Annotated in this window: 21 protein-coding genes; 14 read left to right on the top strand and 7 right to left on the bottom strand. The window is 73.1% G+C overall.

Features of this window, described 5'->3' with window-relative positions; genetic code table 11:
* Window positions 1-81 precede the first annotated feature (81 nt).
* Together ACF08B_RS31085 and ACF08B_RS31080 are read left to right on the top strand one after the other, a co-directional pair.
* Window positions 82-1,515 carry a peptidoglycan recognition protein gene (locus tag ACF08B_RS31085; protein ID WP_392320578.1) on the top strand — a complete coding sequence of 478 codons (1,434 nt, stop codon included), beginning with the start codon at window positions 82-84 and terminating at the stop codon, window positions 1,513-1,515.
* A 193-nt stretch (window positions 1,516-1,708) separates the two neighbouring features.
* Window positions 1,709-2,791 (top strand): sugar phosphate nucleotidyltransferase, encoded by a 1,083-nt coding sequence (locus tag ACF08B_RS31080; RefSeq protein WP_392320478.1) that lies wholly within the window; start codon window positions 1,709-1,711, stop codon window positions 2,789-2,791.
* A 143-nt stretch (window positions 2,792-2,934) separates the two neighbouring features.
* Here ACF08B_RS31080 and ACF08B_RS31075 read toward each other — a convergent pair whose 3' ends face one another.
* The 4 genes from ACF08B_RS31075 to ACF08B_RS31060 form a co-directional block, all read right to left on the bottom strand.
* The gene (locus ACF08B_RS31075; RefSeq protein WP_392320477.1) at window positions 2,935-3,957 is read right to left on the bottom strand and encodes a DNA-3-methyladenine glycosylase family protein; all 1,023 of its coding nucleotides are present in this window, start codon (window positions 3,955-3,957) and stop codon (window positions 2,935-2,937) included.
* Between the two features lie 80 nt (window positions 3,958-4,037).
* Window positions 4,038-5,390 carry a coenzyme F420-0:L-glutamate ligase gene (locus ACF08B_RS31070; RefSeq protein ID WP_392320476.1) on the bottom strand — a complete coding sequence of 451 codons (1,353 nt, stop codon included), beginning with the start codon at window positions 5,388-5,390 and terminating at the stop codon, window positions 4,038-4,040.
* A complete protein-coding gene (gene cofD / locus ACF08B_RS31065) occupies window positions 5,387-6,346 on the bottom strand; it encodes a 2-phospho-L-lactate transferase (protein ID WP_392320475.1) in 960 nt (319 codons plus the stop codon). The genes ACF08B_RS31070 and cofD overlap by 4 nt, the downstream gene beginning before the upstream one ends.
* Window positions 6,347-6,379: 33 nt before the next feature.
* A complete protein-coding gene (locus tag ACF08B_RS31060) occupies window positions 6,380-6,874 on the bottom strand; it encodes a cysteine dioxygenase family protein (protein ID WP_073901344.1) in 495 nt (164 codons plus the stop codon).
* 678 nt (window positions 6,875-7,552) lie between these two features.
* Between ACF08B_RS31060 and ACF08B_RS31055 the strand changes: the two genes are divergently transcribed.
* The 3 genes from ACF08B_RS31055 (at window position 7,553) to ACF08B_RS31045 (ending at window position 13,225) form a co-directional block, all read left to right on the top strand.
* Window positions 7,553-7,816, top strand: a complete 264-nt coding sequence (locus ACF08B_RS31055; protein ID WP_010986447.1) for a WhiB family transcriptional regulator — start codon at window positions 7,553-7,555, stop codon at window positions 7,814-7,816.
* A 193-nt stretch (window positions 7,817-8,009) separates the two neighbouring features.
* Window positions 8,010-11,723, top strand: a complete 3,714-nt coding sequence (locus ACF08B_RS31050; RefSeq protein ID WP_392320474.1) for a glycosyltransferase — start codon at window positions 8,010-8,012, stop codon at window positions 11,721-11,723.
* A complete protein-coding gene (locus ACF08B_RS31045; protein ID WP_392320473.1) occupies window positions 11,720-13,225 on the top strand; it encodes a DUF5719 family protein in 1,506 nt (501 codons plus the stop codon). Before ACF08B_RS31050 ends, ACF08B_RS31045 begins: the two co-directional genes overlap by 4 nt.
* A gap of 69 nt (window positions 13,226-13,294) precedes the next feature.
* Here the strand turns inward: ACF08B_RS31045 and ACF08B_RS31040 are convergent, their stop codons facing one another.
* Window positions 13,295-13,681, bottom strand: a complete 387-nt coding sequence (locus ACF08B_RS31040; RefSeq protein WP_093477152.1) for a metallopeptidase family protein — start codon at window positions 13,679-13,681, stop codon at window positions 13,295-13,297.
* A 400-nt stretch (window positions 13,682-14,081) separates the two neighbouring features.
* Here ACF08B_RS31040 and ACF08B_RS31035 point away from each other — a divergent pair, with 400 nt between their 5' ends.
* The 6 genes from ACF08B_RS31035 to ACF08B_RS31010 all read left to right on the top strand — a co-directional run bounded on the left by ACF08B_RS31035 (window position 14,082) and on the right by ACF08B_RS31010 (window position 19,961).
* A complete protein-coding gene (locus ACF08B_RS31035) occupies window positions 14,082-14,456 on the top strand; it encodes a DUF3499 domain-containing protein (RefSeq protein WP_392320472.1) in 375 nt (124 codons plus the stop codon).
* Window positions 14,457-14,625: 169 nt separating this feature from the next.
* A complete protein-coding gene (locus ACF08B_RS31030) occupies window positions 14,626-15,990 on the top strand; it encodes a phosphomannomutase/phosphoglucomutase (protein ID WP_392320471.1) in 1,365 nt (454 codons plus the stop codon).
* 113 nt (window positions 15,991-16,103) lie between these two features.
* Window positions 16,104-16,274, top strand: coding sequence for a Trm112 family protein (locus ACF08B_RS31025; protein ID WP_079060162.1), 171 nt, complete (start codon window positions 16,104-16,106; stop codon window positions 16,272-16,274).
* Window positions 16,275-16,422: 148 nt separating this feature from the next.
* Complete coding sequence (locus ACF08B_RS31020) at window positions 16,423-17,550, top strand: SIS domain-containing protein (protein ID WP_392320470.1); 1,128 nt, start codon at window positions 16,423-16,425, stop codon at window positions 17,548-17,550.
* A gap of 137 nt (window positions 17,551-17,687) precedes the next feature.
* The gene (gene manA / locus ACF08B_RS31015) at window positions 17,688-18,839 is read left to right on the top strand and encodes a mannose-6-phosphate isomerase, class I (RefSeq protein WP_093477158.1); all 1,152 of its coding nucleotides are present in this window, start codon (window positions 17,688-17,690) and stop codon (window positions 18,837-18,839) included.
* Window positions 18,840-18,980: 141 nt separating this feature from the next.
* Window positions 18,981-19,961 (top strand): cation diffusion facilitator family transporter, encoded by a 981-nt coding sequence (locus ACF08B_RS31010; protein ID WP_392320469.1) that lies wholly within the window; start codon window positions 18,981-18,983, stop codon window positions 19,959-19,961.
* A 25-nt stretch (window positions 19,962-19,986) separates the two neighbouring features.
* On the opposite strand, the gene lepB is transcribed toward ACF08B_RS31010, so the two are convergent.
* Window positions 19,987-20,679, bottom strand: a complete 693-nt coding sequence (gene lepB / locus ACF08B_RS31005) for a signal peptidase I (RefSeq protein WP_392320468.1) — start codon at window positions 20,677-20,679, stop codon at window positions 19,987-19,989.
* Between the two features lie 382 nt (window positions 20,680-21,061).
* On the opposite strand from lepB, the gene ahcY reads away from it, so the two are divergent.
* Both ahcY and ACF08B_RS30995 read left to right on the top strand, forming a co-directional pair.
* Window positions 21,062-22,519, top strand: coding sequence for an adenosylhomocysteinase (gene ahcY, locus ACF08B_RS31000; RefSeq protein ID WP_093696556.1), 1,458 nt, complete (start codon window positions 21,062-21,064; stop codon window positions 22,517-22,519).
* Window positions 22,520-22,700: 181 nt separating this feature from the next.
* The gene (locus tag ACF08B_RS30995; RefSeq protein ID WP_093477169.1) at window positions 22,701-23,315 is read left to right on the top strand and encodes a hypothetical protein; all 615 of its coding nucleotides are present in this window, start codon (window positions 22,701-22,703) and stop codon (window positions 23,313-23,315) included.
* A 37-nt stretch (window positions 23,316-23,352) separates the two neighbouring features.
* Here the strand turns inward: ACF08B_RS30995 and ACF08B_RS30990 are convergent, their stop codons facing one another.
* Entirely contained in the window at window positions 23,353-24,333 is a 981-nt protein-coding gene (locus ACF08B_RS30990; protein ID WP_392320467.1) for an RDD family protein, read from the bottom strand.
* Between the two features lie 143 nt (window positions 24,334-24,476).
* Between ACF08B_RS30990 and ACF08B_RS30985 the strand changes: the two genes are divergently transcribed.
* On the top strand, window positions 24,477-25,484 hold the full coding sequence (locus tag ACF08B_RS30985; RefSeq protein WP_392320466.1) for a stage II sporulation protein M: 1,008 nt from the start codon (window positions 24,477-24,479) through the stop codon (window positions 25,482-25,484).
* Window positions 25,485-25,808 lie beyond the last annotated feature (324 nt).

The raw sequence follows: 25,808 nt of genomic DNA, 5'->3' as shown, positions 1-25,808 counted from the left end.
CCCACCGAGCGCCGGGCCACCGGTTCGGCGGAACGACTCCCGACGGACCGTCAGTTCCCGGTTGGACACATATCGATGGATATGTCCAGGATCATGGCCATGCGTGGATTCCTGACTTCGTCCCCCGGTGCCTCCCCGGCCGTCGCCGCGTCGATCGGTGCCGCCTGCGCGGCGGCCCTCGCGCTGCCGTTCGCCCTGCCCACGCCCGCGGCCGCCGCCGGGCGGTCCGCGCACGATTCCGCCACCGCACGGGCCGCCGGTACGGGCCTGCCGGCCGGGTCTCCGGTCCCGGGGAGCACCCGCTCACTGCCGCTGGTCCCCCTGACCCGCGACCGCGTTCTCGGCACGGCCCCGGAGCAGGGCCTGTACCGCGCGGGCGTCGAGCACTTCTCACTGGTCGGGGTCGTCTGGGACGACCCCGACACCGAACTGCACGGCCGGGTCCAGGTGCGCACCCGGTCCACGGCGACGGGGAAGTGGTCCGGATGGCAGGCCGTCGAGACCCACAACGGCGAGCACGGCGCCGACCCGGGCACCGCCGAACGCACCTCCCGGCATGTGCGCGGGGCCACCGCGCCGCTGTGGGTCGGCGACTCGGACGGGGTGGACCTCCGGGTCCGCGCGGACCTCGCGGGCGACGCGGGCGCCCGGACGGGCCAGGGCGGCGGGCCGTGGCTCGTCCTGCCGTCGGGGATGCGCCTGGAACTCGTCGACCCCGGACAGGAGGCACCGCCGCTCGGCCCGCCCGCCGACGCGTCCCGCACCGGCCCGGACATCGACGAGGCGATCGCCACCTCGGCCGCCAACACCGACATCACCGGATTCGGCGCCACGGAGATCCCCGAGCTGAGCCGGTGGGCCACCGAGCGGGAGCTCGCCCGGTTGCAGGGACCGGTGGGGGCGAAGCCGTACGTCGGGGCGCGCCCGAAGATCGTCACACGCCGGGGCTGGGGCGCCGACGAGTCACTGCGGGAGCGCGGGTTCGTCTACACGAAGAAGGTCAAGGCGGCCTTCGTGCACCACACGGCCTCGGGCAACAAGTACACGTGCGCCCAGGCCCCCTCGGTCATCCGCGGTATCTACCGCTATCACGTCAAGAGCATGGGCTGGCGGGACATCGGCTACAACTTCGTCGTCGACAAGTGCGGAAGCATCTACGAGGGCCGGGCCGGCGGAGTGACCAAGGCGGTCCTGGGCGCGCACACCCTCGGCTTCAACAGCAACAGCATGGGCATCGCCGTGATCGGCACCTACGGCGCGAGCAAGCCGTCCGGGGCGGCGGTGACGGGGATCGCCCGGCTCACCGCCTGGAAGCTCGGACTCTTCGGGGCGGATCCGCGCGGAAAGACATATCTCACCTCGGGCGGTGGCAATCTCTACCCCAAGGGGAAGAACGTACGACTGCACGTGATCTCCGGCCATCGGGACGGCTTCGCCACCGACTGCCCGGGCAAGTCGCTCTACGCCAAGCTCGGCACCGCCCGTTCCAGCGCGGCGCGCTACCAGGGGCGCTGAGGAACCAGGGGCGCCGAGGAACCGGGGGGCCGTTCGGGGGCCGCTCCGGGCCGGCCGGGGGAATCCGCCCGCCCGTTCCGCGGGGCACCGCGTGGCCACCGGGGGCGTCGTCGCACGGTCTGCATACACTGACCGGCCGATACGAGTACCAACGAGTAGTCCGGCCGGTCCCGGCAGGAAGCAGAGACGACAGGTGACAGAAGCGATCCTCCTGGTCGGCGGCAAAGGCACCCGGCTGCGCCCGCTCACGGTGCACACTCCCAAGCCCATGGTCCCGGCCGCCGGGGTGCCGTTCCTCACCCACCAGCTGGCGAGAGCCAGAGCGGCGGGCGTCGAGCACATCGTCCTCGCGACGAGCTACCTCGCCGAGGTCTTCGAGCCCTACTTCGGCGACGGCGCCGCCCTCGGGCTGCACATCGAGTACGTCACCGAGGAGGAGCCCCTCGGCACGGGCGGAGCGATCCGCAACGTGGCCTCGCGGCTGCACTCGGGCCCCGACGACCCGGTGCTGATCTTCAACGGCGACATCCTGACGGGCCTGGACATCCGGGCGCTGGTCGGCACCCACGAGTCGACGGGCGCGGACGTCTCCCTGCACCTGACCAAGGTGACGGACCCGCGCGCCTACGGCCTGGTCCCGACCGACGGCACGGGCCGTGTCCTCGCCTTCCTGGAGAAGCCGCAGACGCCCGAGGAGATCGTCACCGACCAGATCAACGCGGGGGCCTACGTCTTCCGCCGCTCGGTCATCGACACCATCCCGGCGGGCCGCCCGGTCTCCGTGGAACGCGAGACCTTCCCCGAGCTCCTCGCCGCCGGCGCCCATCTCCAGGGCATGGTCGACTCCACGTACTGGCTGGACCTCGGCACCCCGGCGGCCTTCGTCCGCGGCTCGGCCGACCTGGTCCTCGGGCGCGCCCCGTCCCCGGCCGTGCCCGGCCGCTGCGGCGACCGTCTGGTCCTGCCCACGGCCACCGTCGCCCCGGACGCGAAACTCACCGGTGGCACGGTGGTCGGCGAGGGCGCGTTCGTGGCGAGGGGCGCCCGCGTCTTCGGTTCGACCATCCTGCCCGGCGCCGTCATCGAACCCGGAGCGGTCATCACCGACTCCCTCATCGGCAGCCGCGCCCGCGTCGGCGAACGCACGGTCCTCACCGGCACCGTCGTCGGCGACGGCGCGGTCGTGGGCGCCGACAACGAGCTCCGCGAGGGGGTACGGGTCTGGTGCGACGCCCGCATCCCGGCGGGCGCGGTGCGGTTCTCCTCCGACCAGTAGCTCACCGGCGGCTCTGCCCGAGGCGGGTTCCGCCACGGCGGACCCGCGGCCGTCCGTCGGCAGCTCACGCAGTTCCCCGCGTCACTGGGGAACTGCGGCCGACGCCCGCCGCCACAGCGTCCCGCGCCCCGGCCCGGGGCGCCTCAGATCAGTCCGATGTCCCACCGGGGCATCTTCGGCGCCCGCCGAGCCGGGACGCGCCCGCTCAGCAGGATCAGCCGGGCCGCCCGGTGCCGCTGCCCGGCGTACGGTTCGAGCAGGCGCAGCATCTCCGCGTCGTCGGCGTCCCGGTTCCCGGCCAGCGCCCAGCCCACGATCCCGGGCAGGTGCAGATCCCCGACGGTCACCGAGTCCGGCGCGCCGTGACTGCGCTGCACGACCTCCGCGGACGTCCACGGCCCGATCCCGGGGACGACCTCCAGCCGTGCCTGCGCCTCGACCGCCGGCATCCCCACCGCCTGCTCCAGCCGCGCGGCGACCCGCACGGCACGCAGGATCGTCGAGGCCCGCTTGTCGTCGACGCCCGCCCGGTGCCACTCCCAGGAGGGGATCAGCGCCCAGGCGCGCGGCGCGGGCATCACCCACATCGGGCGTTCCCCCGTCCCCGCGGGGCCCGGCGCCGGCTCGCCGAACCTCCGTACGAGGAGCCGCCACGCCCGGTACGCCTCGTCGGTCGTGACCTTCTGTTCGAGGACCGAGGGGATCAGCGACTCCAGCACCAGCCCCGTCCGCGTCAGCCGCAGTCCCGGCCGCCGGTGCCGTGCCGTCGCCACCACCCGGTGCCGCGGTACGAAGGCGTCCGGATCGTCGGCCGCGCCGAGCAGGTCCGGCAGCCGGTCCAGCAGCCACTCCGCACCGGGCCCCCACGCCTCGCCGAGCACCTCGCCGCCGTGGCCCCGCACCCGCAGGGTGCCCGGTCCGGCGGGTGTGCGGGTGGCCCGCCACACGGACCCGTCCGGCAGGGCCCGGAACGTCGGATCGGCGGGACCGCGCCGGAGCGGTCCGAGCACCAGCCCGAGATCGAGCGGCCCGTCCGGCGTCCAGCGGCGGACCCGGGGCGGCGGCGCCGCCTGCCGCGGTATCCCGGCGGCGGCTCCCGCGGGTACACCGACGTGCCCGCCGCGCACGGTGGTACGCGTGGGACGCGGAGCGAAACGTCCTGCCACTGGTGAGGTCCTAGAGGTGCCGGGGCTGTCCTACGAGACTAGGCGGTCGCCGGGGGAGCCGGACGGAAGTCCGCCGGAACTCACCGCGTCTCGATGAACGCCCCCGCGTCCCGCTGCGGCCGCGGCCGCGGATCCTCCGCCGGGTGACCGACCGCCACCGCGCCCATGGGATCCCAGCCGGCGGGCAGCCCGAGCACCTCGCGCACCACGTCCCGGCAGAACATCGTGGACGACACCCACGCCGAGCCCAGTCGCTCCCCGGCCAGCGCGACCAGGAAGTTCTGTACGCCCGCGCCCGTCGCGACGACGAACATCTCCCGCTCGGCGGCGTCCCGCCGGGCGTCCCCGTAGTGGTGCGAGCCGTCCATGACGAGGCAGGGCACGACGAGGTACGGCGCATTGCGCAGGACGTCGCCGCGGCGGACGCGCTTGGCGACGGACTCCTCGTTCTTGCCGTCGCCGCGCAGGTCGGCGATCCAGGCGTCCCGCATCGCGTCCAGCAGCCGGGTCCGCGAGCCGGCCGACTCCAGCAGCACGAACCGCCAGGGCGTGGTGTGGTGCGGAGCGGGGGCGGTGACCGCCGCCGCCACCGCGCGCCGTACCGCGCCGGGGTCGACGGGTTCGTCGGTGAAGGCCCGTACGGTGCGCCGCCGGGTCACCGCCTCGCGGACCGCCTCGGAGGTGCCGAGCCGGAACATGTCGTCCCGCGCGGAGCGCACCAGTGCCCGCGCACCCTCGTCGCCCTGCTGACCGGCGCCGTCCGCACCCTCCGCGCCGTCCGCACCCTCCGCGTCGTGCACGACGTGGGGCAGTCCGCGCACCACCGCGACCGGCCGCCCGGCCGCCTTGCCCTTGACCAGGTCGCCGGCCGCGGCCAGTTCGTCCGCCGTGGCCACCACGGTCGCGCTCAGCGGATTGCCGTGCGCGTCCACGCCCCCGCGCAGATCGTCGAGCACGCGCACCCCGGCGGAGCCGATCGCCACGTCCGTGAGCCCCGCGCGCCAGGGTCGCCCGAAGGTGTCGGTGACGAGGACCCCGACGTTGACACCTAGGGCGTCGCGCAGGCCGGCGCGGATCGCGCGCGCGGAGGCGTCCGGGTCCTTCGGCAGCAGCAGCACGGTCCCGGCGGGCGTGTTGGAGGCGTCGACCCCGGCGGCGGCCATGACCAGGCCCTGCCGGTTCTCCACGATGCGCAGCGTGCCGCGGCGGGCGACGACCCGGACGGTCTCGGCGTCGATGGCCGCCTCCCGGTCGGCCGCCCGCACGACGCGGCCCTCGGCCTTGGACACGATCTTGGAGGTGACGAGCAGCACGTCCCCGTCGGCGAGCCCCGGCGCGGCGGCGGCGATCAGCTTGGCCAGGTCGTCGCCCGGCTGCACCTCGGGGATGCCCGTCAGGGCCCGGACCGTGAACTCCGGGTGCCGCTCGCTCACGCGCCCCGCACCTCCTCGGCCAGCGCCAGCGCCTCCCGCGCCATCTGCGCGGTGGCGTCGAGGTCGGTCATCATCAGCGGTACGGCCCGGCAGCGGATGCCGTCGGCCTCGACCCGCTCGACCACGCCCGCGTCCACCGTGTCGACCAGCCAGCCGTCCAGCAGGCCCGAGCCGTAGTGCTCGGCGACCGCGGCGGCGGTCGACTCGACGCCGACCGCGGCGAGCACCTTGTCGGCCATCCCGCGCACGGGTGCGTCGCCGACGATCGGGGACAGGCCGACCACGGGCACGCCCGCTTCCGCGATGGCCTCACGGACACCGGGCACGGCGAGGATCGTGCCGATGGAGACGACCGGGTTGGACGGCGGGAAGAGGATGACGTCGGCCTCCGCAATGGCCTCCAGCACGCCCGGGGCCGGCACGGCCCGCTCGGCGCCGACCGGTACCACGGCGTGCGCGGGCACGGAGGCGCGCAGCCGCACCCAGTACTCCTGGAAGTGGACGGCCTTGCGCTCGCCGTCGACCTCGACGGCCACGTGCGTCTCGACGCGGTCGTCCGTCATCGGGAGCAGCTTCACGCCCGGCTTCCAGCGGTCGCACAGCGCCTCGGTGACCGCGCTCAGCGGATAGCCGGCGCCCAGCATCTGCGTCCGCACGATGTGCGTCGCGAAGTCGCGGTCGCCCAGCCCGAACCAGTCCGGGCCGACGCCGTAGGAAGCCAGTTCCTCCTTGAGGTGGAAGGTCTCGTCGGCCCGCCCCCAGCCCTGCTCCTCGTTGATGCCGCCGCCGAGCGTGTACATCACCGTGTCCAGGTCCGGGCAGACCTTGAGCCCGAAGAGGTGGATGTCGTCGCCGGTGTTGCCGATCACGGTGATGTCCGCGTCCGGCGCGGCCTGCTTCAGACCACGCAGGAACCGGGCACCACCGATGCCGCCTGCCAGAACCACAATGCGCATGCGCCAAGTCTGGCAGGCGCTCACGACAACGTGTCAGGCAGTCACCGCACGCGCCTCGCACCGCGGCGAGGAGTGCATCGGCATCTCGGTCAGACCCGGGTAGTACATGTGCAGGCTGACGGCGGGCTCCAGCGCGTCGTTGACGACCTCGTGGACGTAGCCCGGCGCGAACACCCGCTGCGCGCCCGCGGCCAGCGCGCGCGTGCCGCGTTCGGTGCGCTCGGTCAGGGACCCCTCAAGGACGGTGAGGACACCGGAGGAGCGGCCGTGGTCGTGCAGCCCGCTGCGCTGGCCCGGCACCCACGACAGCAGCCACACCTCGTAGCCGGGGCCGGTGCGCAGGCGGTGGTACCAGCGGGTGGTGGCGTCGTAGCGGACGAGGTGCGCCCACTGGGAGCGGTCGGCGGCGATCGAGCGGGCGAGGCCCACGAACTCCGCCACGGTGGCCGGGTGCTCGCGCGGCGGCTGGAGCAGGTGCGGGACTTCGAGGATGTCGCCGGCGATCTGGAGGTCGTTGTCGCTGTTCATCGGGATGCGGTGGTCCTCGGCGGGAGAAGTGGGGGGCTGGAGCTGACTGGCGCGTGCGGTCCGCCCGGATCACGGGCGGGCGGGGTGCCCTGGGTGAGGGATCACGAAGGGGGAGACGCGACCGAGCCGGGATGGACTCGGGAACAGCCGGAGCGGGCGTGGCTCAACAGCTGGGACAGCAACAACAGCTACAGCGCGCGCGGGCGGCACCGTGGGACCCGGCGGTGCGGGTCGAGGTGGGCGCCAAGTTCGCGAGCATGCCCAATAGGACATCGGTTCACACGCGCACTGTCAACTCGATGCCCGGTATGTGGGACATGTTTCACCTCATCCGGTTCTTCTGTCAGGTGAAAGGTTTGTTCACCGGGATGCCGGGACACATGGGGCACATCCGAGCGCGCGAGCCCCACGGAACGCGATCGAACACGGGGGCGTCTTTCTCCGTACAGAGACCTGTACGGGGTCCGGCCGCCCCCGGGGGTCCCGTCTGCGTGTCAAGGTTTATGCCGATTTGAACACTTTCCGCATGGCCTTGGTTCCGCAGAGTGAATAACGGGCCCAATAGCAGATCTCGGCTTGACTCGCCCGGAGCAGCACACTTGTAATTTCACTCGTGTCGTTCAGCCGGCATCCGTAACGGCTACGCACGGGGACGCGAAAGACAGACGAGGGGCGCACATGACCGAGCTGGTGCAGCAACTGCTGGTCGACGACGCGGACGAGGAACTCGGCTGGCAGGAGCGCGCGCTGTGCGCCCAGACCGACCCCGAGTCCTTCTTCCCCGAGAAGGGCGGCTCCACCAGAGAGGCGAAGAAGGTCTGCCTCGCCTGCGAGGTCCGCTCCGAATGCCTCGAGTACGCCCTCGCCAACGACGAGCGCTTCGGCATCTGGGGCGGTCTGTCCGAGCGCGAACGCCGCAGGCTCAAGAAGGCCGCCATCTGAACGGACGGCAGCCCGCGCCCACGCACCAAAACGTCACGAACGGCCCGTCGCCGGTGGGTTATCCACAGGCGGCGGGCCGTCGTCATGGGCAGCCGATAGTGTGGGCGCTCGTCCGAGACGCCGCGCTGTCCCCTCCCCGACCGAGGAGGCACGGGCGTCCACCGCAGTCCATCGAACCGGGGCCCGTACCTCGATGTCCGTGCACAGCCACACGGCAGCCCAACGCGACGCTGCCACTGCCGGGTTTGACCCGTCCCGCCCGCCCGAGTTCCCGCGTCACGTGGTGACCGCGGTCCTCGTCTCCCACGACGGTGCCCGCTGGCTGCCCGACGCGCTCGCCGGGCTGCTCGGCCAGGAGCGCCCCGTCCAGTACGCGGTGGCCGCCGACACCGGCAGCGCGGACGACTCCGCCCCGCTGCTCACCGAGGCCCTCGGCGACGGCAACGTCCTGCACCTCGCCCGCCGCACCGGCTTCGGCCAGGCCGCGGAGGAGGCGAGCCGCACCGCCCCGCTGCTCACCCCGGACGAGCTGCCGTACCTCAAGCGCCCCAGCGGCTGGGACCCCGTCACGCGCAGTTGGCGCGACGACGCCTACGACCTGCCCGAACTGCCGTACGGCGAGCCCGTCCAATGGCTGTGGCTGCTGCACGACGACTGCGCCCCCGAACCCGACGCCCTGGCCCAGATGCTCCGGGTCGTCGACAACGAACTCGAACTCGGCCGCGACGACGTCGCCGTCGTCGGCCCCAAGCTGCGCGGCTGGTACGACCGCCGGCAGCTGCTGGAGGTCGGCGTCTCCATCGCCGACTCCGGCCGCCGCTGGACCGGCCTGGACCGCCGCGAACAGGACCAGGGCCAGCACGACCACGTCCGGACCGTGCTGTCCGTCTCCACCGCCGGCATGCTCGTCCGCCGCGACGTCTTCGAGCAGCTCGGCGGCTTCGACCGCCGGCTGCCCCTGATGCGCGACGACGTCGACCTGTGCTGGCGCGCCCACGCGGCCGGTCACCGCGTCCTGGTCGCCCCCGACGCCGTCGTCCGGCACGCCGAGGCCGCCTCCCGCGAGCGCCGTACGGTCGACTGCGCGGGCCGCACCACCGCCTCCCCGCACAAGGTCGACAAGGCGGGCGCCGTCTACACCCTGCTCGCCAACACCCGCACGGCCGCCCTGCCCTGGGTGCTGCTGCGGCTCGTCCTCGGCACCCTCGTCCGGACCGTCGCCTACCTCGTCGGCAAGGTCCCCGGCCAGGCCGTCGACGAGATCCGCGGTCTGCTGAGCGCCCTGCTGCGGCCCGAACGGATCATCGCCGCGCGGCGCCGCCGCGGCCCCTCGCAGATCGACAAGACCGAACTGCGCCGGCTCTTCCCACCGCCCGGCGCCACCGTCCGGGCCACCGTGGAACAGATCGCGGGCAACTTCAGCAGCGGCTCCGACACCGACACCTCCGCCGGCCGGCACGGCGGCGCCGTGGAGTCCGGGCCCGGCGGTGACGACGCCGAGTTCCTGGAGATCGAGCAGTTCGCCCGGCTCAAGCGGATCGCCCGCAAACCGGGACCGGTCCTCTTCCTCGCCCTGCTGCTGGTCTCCCTGGTCGCCTGCCGCGGCCTGCTCGGCGGCGGCGCACTCGCGGGCGGCGCCCTGCTGCCCGCCCCCGCCGACGCCGGCGACCTGTGGTCCCGCTTCCTGGACGCCTGGCACCCGGTCGGCGCCGGCGGCACCCCCTCCGCGCCGCCCTACCTGGCGATCGTGGCGTCCCTCGCCTCCCTCCTCCTCGGCTCCACCGGGCTCGCGGTCACCGTGCTGCTGGTCGGTTCGGTGCCGCTCGCCGGGTTCACCGCCTACTTCGCCTCCCGGCCCCTGGTCACCTCCCGGCTGCTGCGCGCCTGGGTGGCCATCGCCTACGCCTTCCTGCCCGCCACCACCGGCGCCCTCGCCGGCGGCCGGATCGGCACCGCCGTACTCGCCGTCCTGCTCCCGCTGATCGCGCGCGCGGGCGTCGCCGCGAGCGGCCTCGCGAGCCGCACCGGCGCCCGCGGCAGCTGGCGCGCCACCTGGGCGTACGCACTGCTGCTGACCATCGCCACCGCCTTCACGCCGATCGTCTGGCCCCTCGCGCTGGTCCTCGGCCTCGGCGTCCTGGTGCTGCGCCGCGGCGACCTCGTCGCCCACGGCCTGCGCTTCCTGGCCCAGCTCGGCACGCCGCTGCTGGTCCTCGCCCCGTGGTCGCTGACCCTGCTGCCCACCGGGTTCTTCCAGGAGGCGGGTCTGGAGTACGGCCCCTCGACCGCCTCCGCGTCCGACCTGCTCGGCTCCAGCCCCGGCGGCCCCGGCACCGTGCACGGCCTGATGCTCATCGGCATCGTGTGCGCCGCCCTGGCCGCCCTGCTGCGCTCCGAACGGCAGCGGGCCGTCCGCACCGCCTGGGCCGTCGCCCTGCTCGGCCTGGTCCTGGCCGTCCTGTCCAACCACTCCGCGTGGGCCGGACCGGCCACGCTCGTCTACGGCATCGCCCTGCTGGCGGCCGCCGCCCTCGGCGCCGACGGCGCTCGCGCCCGCGTGGCCGAGCAGAACTTCGGCTGGCGCCAGCCCGTCGCCGCCCTGATCGCCTTCGCCTCCGCCGCCGGACCGCTGCTCGTCGCCGCGGGCTGGATGATCCGCGGAGCCGACGGCCCCCTGGAGCGCCGCGACCCGGCCCAGGTGCCCGCGTTCGTCGCCGAGGACTCCAGCGGCGGCGACCAGGCCCGCACCCTCGTCCTGGACAGCGACTCCACCGCGCGCGTGCGCTACACGCTGGTCCGCGGCTCCGGCGCCCGCCTGGGCGACGCCGAACTGGCGGCCGGCGGCGGCGAGAACGCCCGCCTGGACAAGGTCGTCGCCAACCTGGTCGCCGGCTCCGGCGCCGACCAGACCGACGAACTCGGCGGCTTCGCCGTGCGCTACGTCCTCGTCCACAAGGGCGCGCCCCGCGAGATCACCCGCGTCCTCGACGCCACCCCCGGCCTGGGCCGGCTCAGCCAGCAGGACGGCAGCGCCCTGTGGCGGGTCGACCAGGAGGTCTCCCGCGCCACCATCGCGCCCGCCGGCGGCTCGGGCAAGGCCCAGCCGGTCACCGCGGGACCGGTGGAGATCCACACGGCGATCCCGTCCGGTTCGGACGGCCGCGTCCTGCGCCTCGCCGACACCGCCTCCGACGGCTGGACGGCCACCCTCGACGGCAAGCCGCTCACCCGCACCACCGTCGACGGCTGGGCCCAGGGCTTCCGGCTGCCCGCCGCGGGCGGCAGGCTGGACGTCGTCCACGACGACCCGGTCGGCCACACCGCCTGGCTGTGGGCGCAGGGCGCCCTCGCCGTCGTCCTGATCGTCCTCGCCCTGCCCGGCCGCCGCCGCGACGTCGACGACGACCTCCCCGAGGAGCAGCCCCTGCCCGCCCAGGCGACCGCCGGTGAGGGCCGCCGCGCCCGCCGTCTGCGCGCCCAGGCCGAGGAAGCGGCCACCGAGGAGCAGCCGGACACCCCGCCGCCGCCCGCGCAGCCCCCGGCCGCCGTACCGCACCAGCAGTCGTACGACATGGGGGCGGCCCCGGACGAGCCGGGCCAGGACTGGCAGAACGACCCGTCCGCCTACCAGAACACCGGCTACGGCGGCTACGGGACCGACCCGTACCAGGACGCCGGGCAGTACCGGTCCGCCGGCTACGACCAGCAGGGCTACCCGGCCGACCCGTACCAGGCGGCGCCGTACGACCCCTACGCCTACGGCGGCCCGGCCGACGGGACGCCCTACGACCCGACGGCCTACCAGCAGGGCTACGACCCGGCGTACGACCCCGCCCAGCAGGGCTACGACCCGGCCCAGCACCCCCACGGCACCGGCAACGAGCGCCCCGACGGGAGCCAGCAGTGAACCGCACGACCCTGTCCCTGATCGCCGGCACCACCGCGCTGGCCGCCGTCACCGCGTTCGCCGCGTTCGACAGTCCGTCCGCGTCCGGCGCGTCCGCCCCCGGGGCGGCCGCCCAACTGCCCGTCGAGCGCACCAGCCTGCTGTGCCCCGCGCCGAGCAACTCGGAGATCGCGGAGACGTCGTACACGTCGTTCACGCCCGTCACCCGGGGGCCCGCGAGCGGCGGCAGGGCCGAACTCGCGGCGGCCACCGCACAGTCGGCGGACGGCTCCGCGAAGGGCGGCAAGGGCGGCGCCGGCAAGAAGAAGGCGGACAAGCCGGTGCTCACGCCGAAGGCGCCCGGCACGCCCGTCACCGCGGACGTCTCCGGCTCCGACGCGCCCGCGCTGATCGGCACGGCCGAGGGGAAGTTCGCGCCCGGCTGGACCGTCCAGGAGACCACCGAGGTCGCCGCCGGCACCGGCCGCGGCCTCCAGGGGGTCAACTGCACCGCGCCGGACACCGAGTTCTGGTTCCCGGGCGCCGCCACGGCCACCGGCCGCACCGACTACGTGCACCTGACCAACCCCGACGACTCGGCGGCCGTGGTCGACATCGAGCTGTACGGCAAGGACGGCGCGATCAAGTCGCCGCTGGGGGAGAACCTCACCGTCAAGCCGCACACCAGCGAGCCGTTCCTGCTCTCCACGCTCACCGACGAGCGGCAGAGCGACCTGACCGTCCACGTCAGCGTGCGCAGCGGACGGGTCGGTGCCGCCGTGCAGGCACTGGACGACAAGGCGGGCGGCGACTGGCTGGCCGCGGCCGCCGACCCGGCCGGCAGCCTGGTCCTGCCCGGCATCCCCAAGGACGCCACCGACGTCCGGCTGATCGCCTTCAGCCCCGGTGACGACGACGCCGACCTCAAGATCCGCCTGGCCTCGCCCGACGGCCTGATCACCCCGGCCGGGCACGAGACGGTACACGTCAAGTCCGGCATGACCACCGGCGTCGACCTCGGCGACATCACCCGCGGCGAAGCCGGCTCCCTGGTCCTCACCCCCTCCGACCGGACGGTCCCGGTCGTCGCGGCCCTCCGGGTCGTACGCGGCAAGGCCGGCCGGCAGGAGACGGCCTACATCCCGGCCACGGCACCCGTCGGCACGCGCGCGACGTCCGCCGACAACAGCGCCAAGGGCACCACACTCGCCCTGACCGCACCCACCGGCACCGCCAGGGTGAAGGTCACGGCCTCGGCGGGCAGCGAGGGCGGCAGCGCGGCGACGAAGACCTACACGATCAAGGCCGGCACCACCCAGGACATCGACGCGCCGGCGTCCGGCCCGAAGGGCACCTACGCCCTGACGGTGGAAACCGTCTCCGGCGGCCCGGTCTACGCCTCGCGCACCCTGGCAGCCAGTGAAGGGGGCGTCCCGGCCTTCACCGTGCAGACCCTCCCGAACGACCGGGGGATGGTGGCGGTGCCGCACACCGACGAGGACCTGTCGGTCCTCCAGAGGTGATGGGGGCACGCACCCCGAGAGCGCAAGCAGTCATGCACCCCGAACAGGCGACCGGAGACGGCGGCGGACCTAGTCCTCCCCGTACCGCGGGTCCACCGTCTCCGGCGTGAGCCCCAGCAGCTCCGCCACCTGCTCCACGACCACCTCGTGCACCAGCGCGGCCCGCTCGTCCCGCCCCTTGGTCCGGATCTCCACCGGCCGCCGGTACACGACCACCCGCGCCCGCCGCCCGTCACGCGCGGGGATGATTCCGCCGAGCGGCACGGCCTCGTCGCTCCACTCGGCCTGATCGCCCTTGCCGTCCAGCCGGGGCACCTCCAGCACGAGGAAATCGATGTCCCCCAGCTGCGGCCACCGCCGCTCCAGCCGCTCCACGGAGTCCTGCACCAGATCCGCGAACACCTCGGCACGGCTCGCCGCCAGCGGCACCTGCGGAGGTGCGATCGGCCCTCGCATGCCCCGCCCGTGGCGGTCACGGCGACGAGGCCCGGGGCCTGCGGCACGGGGCGGTACACGGTTGTCCATCACCGGTGAAGCCTAGTCCCCGTGCGCTGCGCCCGCCCGGCCCCACGCGGCAACCGGCCACCGGCGACCCCCTGTCGCAGGATGACCATTCAGGCCAAGGTCTGGCTCGTTTCCGTAACCCTCCAAGACCGCCGAACTCAAGGCAATTGACGTTGTTTATGCCGACTCGTGACCGGATGCAGTAGCGCCCCGGGCCCGCCGCACCCTTGTCCGCGCAGGTCAGCGACGTCCGCCTAACACGGCGTGTGGGGTGTTTCACAGCACGACACGGTGGAGTGACCTGGGGGAGAGTCGTCGCGGCCCGCTCAAGAGTGCGGTACCGTCCAACGTCGTGAGCCCTGTACGTCGCTGTTCGCGCACCGCCTGCGGCCGACCCGCCGTCGCGACGCTGACGTACGTCTACGCCGACTCGACCGCGGTCCTCGGCCCGCTCGCCACCTACGCCGAACCCCACTGCTACGACCTGTGCGCCGAGCACTCCGAGCGCCTCACCGCCCCGCGCGGCTGGGAGGTCGTCCGCCTCCTCGACGGCTCCGCTCCCGCCCGGCCCAGCGGCGACGACCTCGAAGCACTCGCCAACGCGGTGCGCGAGGCGGCCCGCCCCCAGCAGCGCACGGCCGAGGCCGGCGGCGGAGCCCGCACGGCGGACCCCATGGAGGTCGCCCGCCGAGGGCACCTGCGGGTCCTGCGCTCCCCGGACAACTGAGCCGACACCCCGCCTGCGGGCCGTCCCACGGCCGCCACCGCGCCACTTCGCGCCCCGCCGTCCGTCACGGCGAGGGAACCACCGTGTGTCCGCACGGTGTCCGCACACCTCGCTCCCACCCCGGCCGGGTAGTTTGTGGGCACCCATAGGACTTTCAGGAGGGTTGGCCGTGGCTGCTGATCTGTCGCAGATCGTGAAGGCGTACGACGTGCGCGGAGTGGTCCCGGACCAGTGGGACGAGTCACTGGCCCGGCTCTTCGGCGCCGCCTTCGCGGAGGTGACGGGTGCGGCGGCGATCGTCGTCGGCCACGACATGCGGCCCTCGTCCCCCGGCCTGTCCCGGGCGTTCGCCCACGGCGCCGCCGACCGCGGAGTGGACGTCACCGAGATCGGCCTGTGCTCCACGGACCAGCTGTACTACGCCTCCGGCGCGCTGAACCTGCCCGGCGCGATGTTCACCGCCTCGCACAACCCGGCCCAGTACAACGGGATCAAGCTGTGCCGCGCGGGCGCCGCCCCGGTCGGCCAGGACACCGGCCTCGCGCAGATCCGCGAACTGGTCGAGGGCTGGCTGGAGTCGGGCGCACCGCGGCCCGCCGCCGAGCGGGGAACCCTCACCGTCCGCGAGACGCTGGACGACTACGCGGCGTACCTGCGCTCCCTCGTCGACCTGACCTCCATCCGTCCCCTGAAGGTCGTCGTGGACGCGGGCAACGGCATGGGCGGCCACACGGTCCCCAACGTCTTCGCCGGCCTTCCCCTGAGCCTCGTCCCGATGTACTTCGAACTGGACGGCACCTTCCCCAACCACGAGGCCAACCCGCTCGACCCGGCCAACCTCGTGGACCTGCAGAAGCGGGTCCCGGCGGAGGGCGCCGACCTCGGCATCGCCTTCGACGGGGACGCCGACCGCTGCTTCGTCGTGGACGAGAACGGCGACCCGGTCTCCCCGTCCGCGATCACCGCGCTGGTCGCCGCCCGCGAACTGGCCCGCAACGGCGGCACGGGCACCGTCATCCACAACCTGATCACCTCCCGCACCGTCCCCGAGGTGGTGCGGGAGCACGGCGGCACACCGGAACGCACCCGTGTCGGCCACTCCTTCATCAAGGCCGAGATGGCCCGCACCGGCGCGATCTTCGGCGGCGAGCACTCCGCCCACTACTACTTCAAGGACTTCTGGAACGCCGACACGGGCATGCTGGCCGCCCTGCACGTCCTCGCCGCCCTCGGCGGGCAGCAGGACCCGCTGTCCTCCCTCGTCGCCCAGTACGACCGCTACACCGGCTCCGGCGAGATCAACTCCACGGTCGCCGACCAGAACGCCCGTCTCGCCGCCGTCCGCGCCGCCTACGAGGGCCGCCCCGACGTCACCCTCGACGACCTCGACGGCCTCACGGTCGCCGCGCCCGGCTGGTGGTTCAACGTCCGCCCCTCGAACACCGAGCCGCTGCTCCGCCTGAACGCGGAGGCCGAGGACGAGGCGACGATGACCCGGATCCGGGACGAGGTCCTGTCCCTCATCAGGGCCTGACCCTCCGCCGCAGGCCGCCGCCGGAAGTCGGCCGGACCCTCCGGCGGGGCCCCTTCGGCGGTACGCTGACCAGCACATCCACAGAGCCGTACCCGCCTCAGAAGGGACACCCCATGCCGCTCGAAGCCGGCCTCCTGGAGATCCTCGCCTGCCCCGCGTGCCACGCCCCCCTGAAGGAGCAGGACACCGAGCTGATCTGCACGAGCCAGGACTGCGGCCTCGCCTACCCCGTCCGCGACGGCATCCCGGTCCTGCTCGTGGACGAGGCCCGCCGCCCCGCGTGACGACACCCTTCACCTCGTAAGCGACGAGGGGCCGCCGCGCACGGGTGAGGCACCGTCCCCGCGCCGGTGACCGTCCGCCCGCGCCCGACGCGGCCCCTCGCGCGCACCTCCCGCACAGGACCCCGGCGATCGGAAGAGGCTGCCGCCCATGCTGGACGAATCGCTGCTCGACACCCCGGAGGGCCTCGCCGAGGCCGACCGCCGAGGCCTGCTGCGCGGCGCGGCGGAGGCCGGCGCCCGCGTCCGCACCGCCGCCCGGCACGCCGCGGAGGCCGGCATCGGCGACCTCAAGCCCGACGGCCGCCCCCGCGCGGTCCTGATCGCCGGTCCCGGAGCCGCCGCCACCCACACCGCCGACCTCCTCGGCGCCCTCGCCGGCGCCGGCAGCCCCTTCGTCCGCCTCGCCCCCACCGGCGTCGCCCCGGCCGCGGGCGCCCTGCGCTGGGAACTCCCGGGCTGGGCCGGGTCGGTGGACCTGCTGCTGATCGCCACCCCCGACGGCACCGAACCGAGCCTCTCCCTCCTGGCCGACCAGGCCTACCGCCGCGGCTGCTCGGTCGTCGCCGTCGCCCCCGCGGGCACCCCGCTCGCCGAGGCGGTCACCGGCGCCCACGGCATGTTCCTGCCGATGGCGACGGCACCGTACGACCACGAGGAACCGATCGCCGCGTCCTCCCCGGGCGTCTTCTGGGCCCTGCTGACCCCGCTCCTGGCGCTCCTGGACCGCATCGGCCTGCTCGGCGCCCCGCAGGACGCCCTGGAGAAGATCGCCGACCGCCTGGACACCATCGCGGAGCGCTGCGGGCCGGCCATCGCCACCTACAGCAACCCCGCGAAGACCCTCGCCGCGGAACTCGCCGACTCGCTGCCCGTGGTGTGGACGGAAGGCAACTCGGCGGGCCCGGCCGGCCGCCGGTTCGCCGCCGCCCTGGCCGACCTCGCCGGCCGCCCCGCGGTCGTCGCCGAACTGCCCGAGGCCCTCGCCGCGCACAACGCCCTGCTGGCCGGCCCGCTCGCCGCGAGCGCCGACCCGGAGGACTTCTTCCGCGACCGCGTGGAGGAACCCCCCGCGCTGCACGCGCGCGTGGTGCTGCTGCGCGACCGCCCGATCGGCGGTCTCACCGCCGCCCCCGGGGCCCGCGACGTCGCCCTGAGCCACGACACCCCGATCAGCGAACTCGAACCGGACGAGGGCGACGAACTGGAGACCCTCGCGGAACTGATCGCCGTCACGGATTTCGCCGCCGTTTACCTGGCGCTCGCTTCCAGGGCCTGATCTTGTCGCGGGCCGGACCACCCGCGCCCACCGCCGGCCGACGGTCTCGCGCGCAGACCGGCACGACGACCGGCGCAGCGACCGGGACCGGCACCGACACCGGCCGAGCAGCGTACGCACGGAGACAGAGAAGACACATGGACCGCCTCGACAACACCGTCCGCCCCTACGCCTGGGGTTCCGCCACCGCCATCCCGCACCTCCTCGGCGTCGAACCGACCGGGGAGCCGCAGGCGGAGATGTGGATGGGCGCGCACCCGGGCGCGCCCTCGCGCACCGGGCGCGGCACCCTCGTCGAGGTCATCGACGCCGACCCCGAACAGGAGCTCGGCGCGGCGGCGGTCGCGAAGTTCGGGCCGACACTGCCGTTCCTGCTGAAGATCCTCGCCGCCGGCGCGCCCCTCTCCCTCCAGGTCCACCCCGACCTGCGGCAGGCCGAGGAGGGGTACGCCGACGAGGAGCGCCGCGGCATCCCGATCGACGCCCCGCACCGCAACTACAAGGACGCCAACCACAAGCCCGAACTCATCTGCGCGCTCACCGAGTTCGACGGCCTCTGCGGCTTCCGCGACCCCCTCGCGACCGCGGACCTGCTCGACGGCCTCGGCGTCGACTCCCTCAAGCCGTACGTCGACCTGCTGCACGCCCACCCCGCGGAAGCGGCCCTGCGCGAGGTCCTCACCGCCGTCCTCAGCGCCGACCCGGCGGAGATGGCCCACACCGTCGCCGAAGCCACCGCCGCCTGCACCCGCCTCGGCGGCGACTACGCCCCCTACGCCGACATCGCCCACCACTACCCGGGCGACCCCGGCGTCATCGCGGCCATGCTCCTCAATCACGTCCGCCTGCAGCCCGGCGAGGCCCTGTTCCTCGGCGCCGGCATCCCGCACGCCTACCTGAACGGGCTCGGCGTCGAGATCATGGCCAACTCCGACAACGTCCTGCGCTGCGGCCTGACCCCCAAGCACGTCGACGTCCCCGAACTCCTGCGCATCGTCCGCTTCGAGCCCAGCGACGCCGGTGTCCTGCGCCCCGAGGCCTCCCCGGACGACGAGGAGGTGTACGAGACGCCGATCGACGAGTTCCGGCTCTCCCGCTTCGTCCTGCCCGAGGGCGGCACCACCCACGACGTCACCCGCGACACCCCGCAGATCCTGCTCTGCACGGCCGGCTCCGTCCGGGCCGGGGAACACGAGCTGACCCCCGGCCGGTCGGTGTTCGTACCGGCCGGCGAGAAGGCGGAGCTCTCGGGTGCGGGCACCGTGTTCCGCGCCACCGTGATCGTATGACCGGGGTCGTGGGCACCTGAGGAACCGGTGCCCGGCCGGGCTGCAAGAATGGCCCACCGGCAAAGGCCGGGCAAAGCCGGGTACACGCCGGGACGGCGTGGACGTACGAGGGCCACACAGGCGAAGGGACAACGCGGACACATGAGCGCGTCAGGCGGAACCAGGGCGATCGTGGCGGCACTCGGCGCCAACCTCGCCATCGCGGCATCGAAGTTCGTGGCGTTCGCGTTCAGCGGCTCCTCCTCGATGCTCGCCGAGGGCGTCCACTCGCTCGCCGACTCCGGGAACCAGTTCCTGCTGCTCCTCGGCGGCAAGCGCGCCCAGCGCGAGGCCACCCCGCAACACCCGTTCGGGTTCGGCCGCGAGCGCTACATCTACGCGTTCCTCGTGTCGATCGTGCTCTTCTCCATCGGCGGCATGTTCGCCATCTACGAGGGCTACGAGAAGGTCGTCCACCCGCACAACCTGGAGAACTGGTACTGGCCGGTGGGCGTCCTGGTCTTCGCGATCATCGCCGAGGGCTTCTCCTTCCGCACGGCCATCAAGGAGTCCAACGAGCTGCGCGGCAAGCTCTCCTGGGCCCAGTTCATCCGCCGGGCGAAGGCCCCCGAGCTGCCCGTCGTCCTCCTGGAGGACTTCGGCGCGCTCATCGGCCTGGTCCTCGCCCTCGGCGGCGTCGGCCTCGCCCTGCTCACCGGCGACGGCGTCTGGGACGGCATCGGCACCGTCTGCATCGGTGTCCTGCTCGTCTCCATCGCCCTCGTCCTGGCCGCCGAGACCAAGTCACTGTTGCTCGGCGAGGCCGCCGGCCTCGAGGACGTCCAGAAGATCGAGGCCGCGATCGTCGACGGTGACACCGTCACCCGCGTCATCCACATGCGCACCCTGCACCTGGGCCCCGAGGAACTGCTGATCGCCGCCAAGATCGCCGTGCGGCACGACGACACGGCCGACAAGGTCGCCGAGGCCATCGACGCCGCCGAGGCCCGCATCCGCGCCGCCGTCCCCATCGCCCGTGTCATCTACCTGGAGCCGGACATCTACAGCGAGGCCGAGGCCGCCAAGGGCCCGGACCCGAAGGCGACCCCGGGCGGCCCGAACCCGCACGCGGCCGGCCACTGAGGCCGGACAGCCGGACGGTACGCCCTCAGCCCTGAGCCGGCCCCACCGGCCAGGGCACCGGCGGCACCGGCGAGGACTTCCGCCGCCGTACGACCAGGGCACCGATCCCCAGGCCGATACCGGTGAGGACCAGCACCACACCGACGAGCAGGGCCGTCCCCACCAGGGCCAGGCCCGCCCGGTCCCCGGTCAGCCGCCCCTCCACGGCACCCACCGGAAGAGTGCCGTCGTGATCCGCGACGAAGAAACGCGAGTCCATCGAGTTCGACCGGTGGTCGCCCAGCAGGAACAACCGGCCCCGCGGCACCTTCACGTCGTACGGGTGGTGCACACCGTCGGCCTCGCCCTGAAACAGATACGGCTCCTCGACCGGCTTCCCGTTCACGGTGACCCGCTCCCTGCCGCCCACGAGCGTGCAGCAGGCCACCCGGTCGCCGCCCACCCCGATCACCCGCTGGACGTGAACCCCGACACCCGGATAGCGGTCCGGCGCCGAGAACGCCACGACATCACCGCGGCGCACCTCGTCGCCGTCCACCCGCTCCCACACGATCCGGTCACCCGGCTCGTACGTCGGCGTCATGTTCCCGCTCCGCACGGTCCCCAGGCCGTACGCGCCGCGCCCGTACGTGAACGAGCCGATCCCCAGCAGCAGCCCCAGCAGCCCTGTCACCAGCGCCGCGACCGTCAGACCCCGTCCCCGCCCCGTACCCGCCATGTCCCGTCCTCCCCACGCGGACCATCCGCGGCGCGGAGGATATCGGCCGGCTGTGAACACTCCGCGCGGACCCGGTGCGAAGCCTGCGAGAGGCCCCGCCGAGGCCCCGCCCCGGCTGGAAACAGCCCCCCGTACGACCCGAACCGTGCGCAGACGGACTGGGGACGACCGGGTTCAGCGGTGTAGCTTGGGACGGAGCCAGACGTCGCTGCTGATGGCGGTCGGGCGGTCCCTCCGCGGACCGGCCGAGGGAGAGAGGGCCTCCGACGGACTGCGCTGCGCGCACCGGGCATGCCTGTGTCCTCTTCTCGGGCACTCCTGTGTCCGCCGCCGCGCAGACCAGCCCTACCCACCTCGCCCCAACCCCGAGGAGCAGCTCGCAATGACGACTGTCGACAACCGACAGGACTTCAAGGTCGCCGATCTCTCGCTGGCCGAGTTCGGCCGCAAGGAGATCACCCTCGCCGAGCACGAGATGCCCGGTCTGATGTCGATCCGCAAGGAGTACGCCGAGGCGCAGCCGCTGGCCGGAGCCCGGATCACCGGTTCGCTGCACATGACGGTGCAGACCGCGGTACTCATCGAGACGCTGGCCGCGCTGGGCGCCCAGGTCCGCTGGGCCTCCTGCAACATCTTCTCCACCCAGGACCACGCGGCCGCCGCCATCGCCGTCGGCCCGAACGGCACGCCCGACAACCCCCAGGGCATCCCGGTCTTCGCCTGGAAGGGCGAGACGCTGGAGGAGTACTGGTGGTGCACCGAGCAGGCGCTGACCTGGCCGGACAGCCCCACCGGCGGCCCGAACATGATCCTGGACGACGGTGGTGACGCCACCCTCCTCGTCCACAAGGGCGTCGAGTACGAGAAGGACGGCAAGGTCCCCTCCGTCGACACCGCCGAGTCCGACGAGCACCGCGTCATCCTCGAGCTCCTGCACCGCACCATCACCGACGGCTCGCAGAAGTGGACCCAGCTCGCCTCGGAGATCCGCGGTGTCACCGAGGAGACCACCACCGGTGTCCACCGTCTGTACGAGATGCACCGTGACGGCACCCTGCTGTTCCCGGCGATCAACGTGAACGACGCGGTGACGAAGTCGAAGTTCGACAACAAGTACGGCTGCCGGCACTCGCTGGTGGACGGCATCAACCGCGCCACCGACGTCCTCATCGGCGGCAAGACCGCCGTCGTCTGCGGCTATGGCGACGTCGGCAAGGGCTGCGCCGAGTCCCTGCGCGGCCAGGGCGCCCGGGTGATCATCACCGAGATCGACCCGATCTGCGCGCTGCAGGCGGCGATGGACGGCTACCAGGTCACGACCCTCGACGAGGTCGTCGACAAGGCCGACATCTTCGTCACCACGACCGGCAACAAGGACATCATCATGGCCGCCGACATGGCCAAGATGAAGCACCAGGCCATCGTGGGCAACATCGGTCACTTCGACAACGAGATCGACATGGCCGGCCTGGCGAAGATCCCCGGCATCGTCAAGGACGAGGTCAAGCCGCAGGTCCACACGTGGACGTTCCCCGACGGCAAGGTGATCATCGTGCTGTCGGAGGGGCGCCTGCTGAACCTGGGCAACGCCACCGGCCACCCGTCGTTCGTGATGTCCAACTCCTTCGCGGACCAGACCCTGGCCCAGATCGAGCTGTTCACCAAGCCCGACGAGTACCCGACCGACGTGTACGTGCTGCCCAAGCACCTCGACGAGAAGGTCGCCCGTCTCCACCTGGACGCGCTCGGCGTGAAGCTCACGACGCTGCGTCCGGAGCAGGCGGCGTACATCGGCGTCGAGGTCGACGGCCCGTACAAGTCCGACCACTACCGCTACTGAGCAACCCGGCGCGGCCCGTGGCGAGCGCGTCACCGCGCTGACGCGCTCCTCCACGGCAGTACCTCCGAGGCAGGCCCCCGCACCCCCGTGCCGGGGGCCTGCCCCGTTGGCCGCCGCGGTCGGTCCCACAACTCCGCCCGCCGCGGCCACGCCGACCGGCCCGTCACGACCCAGGACCCCCATGCCCCGCGGCCGCTATTCGCTCCACGATCCGCACGATCACACCCCCCTCGCCGAAGAACACTTCCAGTGCGCCCCCGGCCCCTCCGGCTGGCGCTACGTCTCCCGGCTGACGACCCCCGCCGGCGACCACCTCGGCTCGGTCGACCTCGCCCTCGACGAACTCGGCCGCCCTATCCGCCTCGAACTCCACGCGGGAGGCTGGCAGGTGCGCGGTGCGGCCCTCGACGGCGTCACCTGGGTCCGGACCGACCCCACCGGCGCCCATGCCACCGAAGGCAATGTGCGCGCCCACGCCTTCACCGGCACGTCCCCCGCGTTCCTCGTCGCCACCGCCCGTCTCCTGCGCCTCACCCCCTCCTCCGCCGCGACCCGCGTACGCCTGGTCGCCTTCACTGATCCGGTCCTCGCCCCCCGCACCGTGGACCAGTCCTGGGCCCTGGTGAAGAGCGAAACACACGCCACTGACAACGGCCCTCTGACGGTGGACGAATACCAGGTCACCGCCCTGGACACCGGTGAACAGCACGCGATCCACATCGCCGGGGACGTCGTCCTGGCCGCACCCGGCATCGAGCTGGAGGACCTCCAGTCACCACCGTCGCGGTTCGACTGAGCTCCCGGGGCAGCACGGCTGCCCCGGGGCGCCGCCCCTAGGCCGGAGGCGCGAACCCGGTCGCCGGGCGCTCGGCCGGCGACTCGTCCCGCGGCGGCGCCGGTGTCGAGGAGAGTGGCGAACGCGGGGGTCCCGAGGGCGTCGCAGGAGCCAGGGGCAGGGAGGACGTCTGCGGCTCCCCGGCCCACGGCTGCGCCGGCACGGGCCTACCCGCGGGCGGCGCCCCCGCCTCCACCGGAGCCCGATGCGCGGCCGGCGGGGCGAAGCGTGCGGCGGCGAACGCCTGCCGGGCCTCCCGCGACTGCCGCTCGTGCACCACGGCCGCGAGGAACGCGGCCGGCGGGATCTCCTGCGGCGCCGGAGAACCGGTGCGCGCCGCGAGATCGTCCGCGAGCCGCCGCGCCATGTGCAGGGACACCTGCGGATCGAGATGCTGCATGCGGGACAGGTACTGCCGGACGGCCAGCCACAGCCCGTCCGGAACCGCCGACAGATCCAGCCCGCCGAACCGGCCGGCCAGCCATGGAGGGGGAGGCGGAACGAAGCCGCCGCGTCCGGCGGGTATCCGCTCACGCACCACGAGGGTGCCCGCGAACACGTCTCCGAGCCGCCGCCCGCGCGCCGACACCAGCGAGGCGATGCAGGCCACCACCCCGAACGTCAGCAGAATCTCGACGACACCGATGGCACCCCGCACGAGGGCGTGCCGGAACCGGATCGGCCCGCCGTCGTCCCGCACCACGCGCAGCCCGAGCGCCAGCTTCCCCAGCGAACGCCCGTGCGTGAGCGTCTCCACCGCGATGGGCCCGCCGATCAGCACCAGCAGAAACGTCGCGATCGCCAGCGCCGTCTGCGCCGCCTCGTCCAAGGAAGCCGTCGTCGCCACCACCAGTACGGTCACGAGGATGTACGCGATCATGGCCGCCACCAGATCGAGCAGCACCGCCAACGCCCTGCTCGGCAGCTTCGCAGGGCGTAGCTCCAGGGCCACCGCCTCGCCCGTCACCAGCTCAGTCACGCCCGCCGTCCTTCCCTGGTCCACCGCGTGAACCGCAAGTCTGCCAAGCTGTGGGCGCATCGCGCCCCAGTACGACAAGCTGACAGCGATCGATAGTCTCCACGACGATCAGTCGCTGAGCAGCCGAGGAGCAGGCAGACCCGATGGACCTGGACGTCTTCGTCTCCGTACACCGTGCCGAATGGGACCGCCTCGACGCCCTACTCCGCCGTCGGCGCCGTCTCGACGGAGCCGAAGCCGACGAACTCGTCTCTCTCTACCAGCGCACAGCGACCCATCTGTCTCTCATCCAGTCAAGCGCTCCCGACCCGCAGCTGACGGGACGGCTGAGCCAGCTCGTCGCCCGCGCGCGCAGCGCGGTCACCGGAACGCGCCGCGCCTCCTGGAGAGACGTCACGCGTTTCCTGGGTCGAGGCTTTCCCGCCGCCGTCTACCGCGCGCGGCACTGGTGGGTGCCCACGGCGCTCGTCTCCACCGCCGTCGCGATCCTCCTTGGCTGGTGGATCGGCACCCACCCCGACGTGCAGTCCTCCATAGCCGCGCCCAGCCAGCTGCGTGAGCTGACCCGGCCGGGCGGCGAGTACGAGACCTACTACTCCAGCCACCCCGCGACCTCGTTCGCCGCCCAGGTGTGGACGAACAACGCCCAGGCAGCCGCGATGTGCCTGGTCCTGGGTGTCTTCCTGGGGTTGCCGGTGCTCTTCATCCTGTTCGAGAACATGCTCAACCTGGCCGTGGGCTTCGGCCTCATGTCTTCGGCCGGCCGTCTCGACACGTTCCTGGGCCTGGTCCTCCCTCACGGTCTGCTGGAACTCACCGCGGTCTTCGTCGCCGCCGGTACGGGCCTGCGCCTGGGCTGGACGCTGATCGACCCCGGTCCGCGCACCCGCCGCACGGCTCTCGCGGAGGAGGGGCGGTCGGCGATCGCGATGGCCATCGGCCTCGCCCTGGTCCTGTTCGTCTCCGGCGCCATCGAAGGCTTCGTCACCCCGTCCGGCCTGCCCACCTGGGCACGCATCGGCATCGGAGTCCTGGCCGAGCTGACATTCCTCGCGTACGTCTTCGTCCTCGGCGGTCGAGCCGCCCGGGCCGGCGAGACGGGTGATCTCGAAGCAGCGGAGCGCAGCGCGGCCGTGCCGACCGCCGCCTGATGTGCATCCGGCCCCTGTGAGCTGCTAGTCTCCTCTTCGCCCCGCAAAAGCCGTTGACACGGCCGGCGCGGGGAGGTAGATTCAAACAGTTGCCTAGAACTGGACAAGTTCGGTGGCGGCCGTTAGGCTCTATCTCGCTTCCGAGAAGTCGCTACCGACATACGAAGAAGCATCCTCTCCGATTCTCAGAAATGAGCGGCTGGTCAAACCGGCCAAGAACTTCTGATAAAGTCGGAACCGCCGGAAAGGGAAACGCGAAAGCGAGAACCTGGAAAGCACCGAGGAAATCGGATCGGAAAGATCTGATAGAGTCGGAAACACCGA

This window comes from Streptomyces sp. NPDC015139 (assembly GCF_043079785.1).
GTDB classification, from domain to species: Bacteria; Actinomycetota; Actinomycetes; order Streptomycetales; family Streptomycetaceae; genus Streptomyces; species Streptomyces albidocamelliae.
Note: the sequence above shows the minus strand (reverse complement) of the source record. Positions and strands in the feature narration are given on the sequence as shown.

Bases quoted from the DNA above. Each gene is read 5' to 3' on its own strand.
- ACF08B_RS31060 (WP_073901344.1), bottom strand. From the start codon at position 6,874: ATGAACAGCGACAACGACCTCCAGATCGCCGGCGACATCCTCGAAGTC.
- cofD (WP_392320475.1), bottom strand. From the start codon at position 6,346: ATGCGCATTGTGGTTCTGGCAGGCGGCATCGGTGGTGCCCGGTTCCTG.
- ACF08B_RS31010 (WP_392320469.1), top strand. From the start codon at position 18,981: ATGAGCGCGTCAGGCGGAACCAGGGCGATCGTGGCGGCACTCGGCGCC.
- lepB (WP_392320468.1), bottom strand. From the start codon at position 20,679: ATGGCGGGTACGGGGCGGGGACGGGGTCTGACGGTCGCGGCGCTGGTG.
- ACF08B_RS31085 (WP_392320578.1), top strand. From the start codon at position 82: ATGTCCAGGATCATGGCCATGCGTGGATTCCTGACTTCGTCCCCCGGT.
- ACF08B_RS31040 (WP_093477152.1), bottom strand. From the start codon at position 13,681: ATGCGAGGGCCGATCGCACCTCCGCAGGTGCCGCTGGCGGCGAGCCGT.
- manA (WP_093477158.1), top strand. From the start codon at position 17,688: ATGGACCGCCTCGACAACACCGTCCGCCCCTACGCCTGGGGTTCCGCC.
- ACF08B_RS31055 (WP_010986447.1), top strand. From the start codon at position 7,553: ATGACCGAGCTGGTGCAGCAACTGCTGGTCGACGACGCGGACGAGGAA.
- ahcY (WP_093696556.1), top strand. From the start codon at position 21,062: ATGACGACTGTCGACAACCGACAGGACTTCAAGGTCGCCGATCTCTCG.
- ACF08B_RS31020 (WP_392320470.1), top strand. From the start codon at position 16,423: ATGCTGGACGAATCGCTGCTCGACACCCCGGAGGGCCTCGCCGAGGCC.
- ACF08B_RS30995 (WP_093477169.1), top strand. From the start codon at position 22,701: ATGCCCCGCGGCCGCTATTCGCTCCACGATCCGCACGATCACACCCCC.
- ACF08B_RS30985 (WP_392320466.1), top strand. From the start codon at position 24,477: ATGGACCTGGACGTCTTCGTCTCCGTACACCGTGCCGAATGGGACCGC.
- ACF08B_RS31050 (WP_392320474.1), top strand. From the start codon at position 8,010: ATGTCCGTGCACAGCCACACGGCAGCCCAACGCGACGCTGCCACTGCC.
- ACF08B_RS31025 (WP_079060162.1), top strand. From the start codon at position 16,104: ATGCCGCTCGAAGCCGGCCTCCTGGAGATCCTCGCCTGCCCCGCGTGC.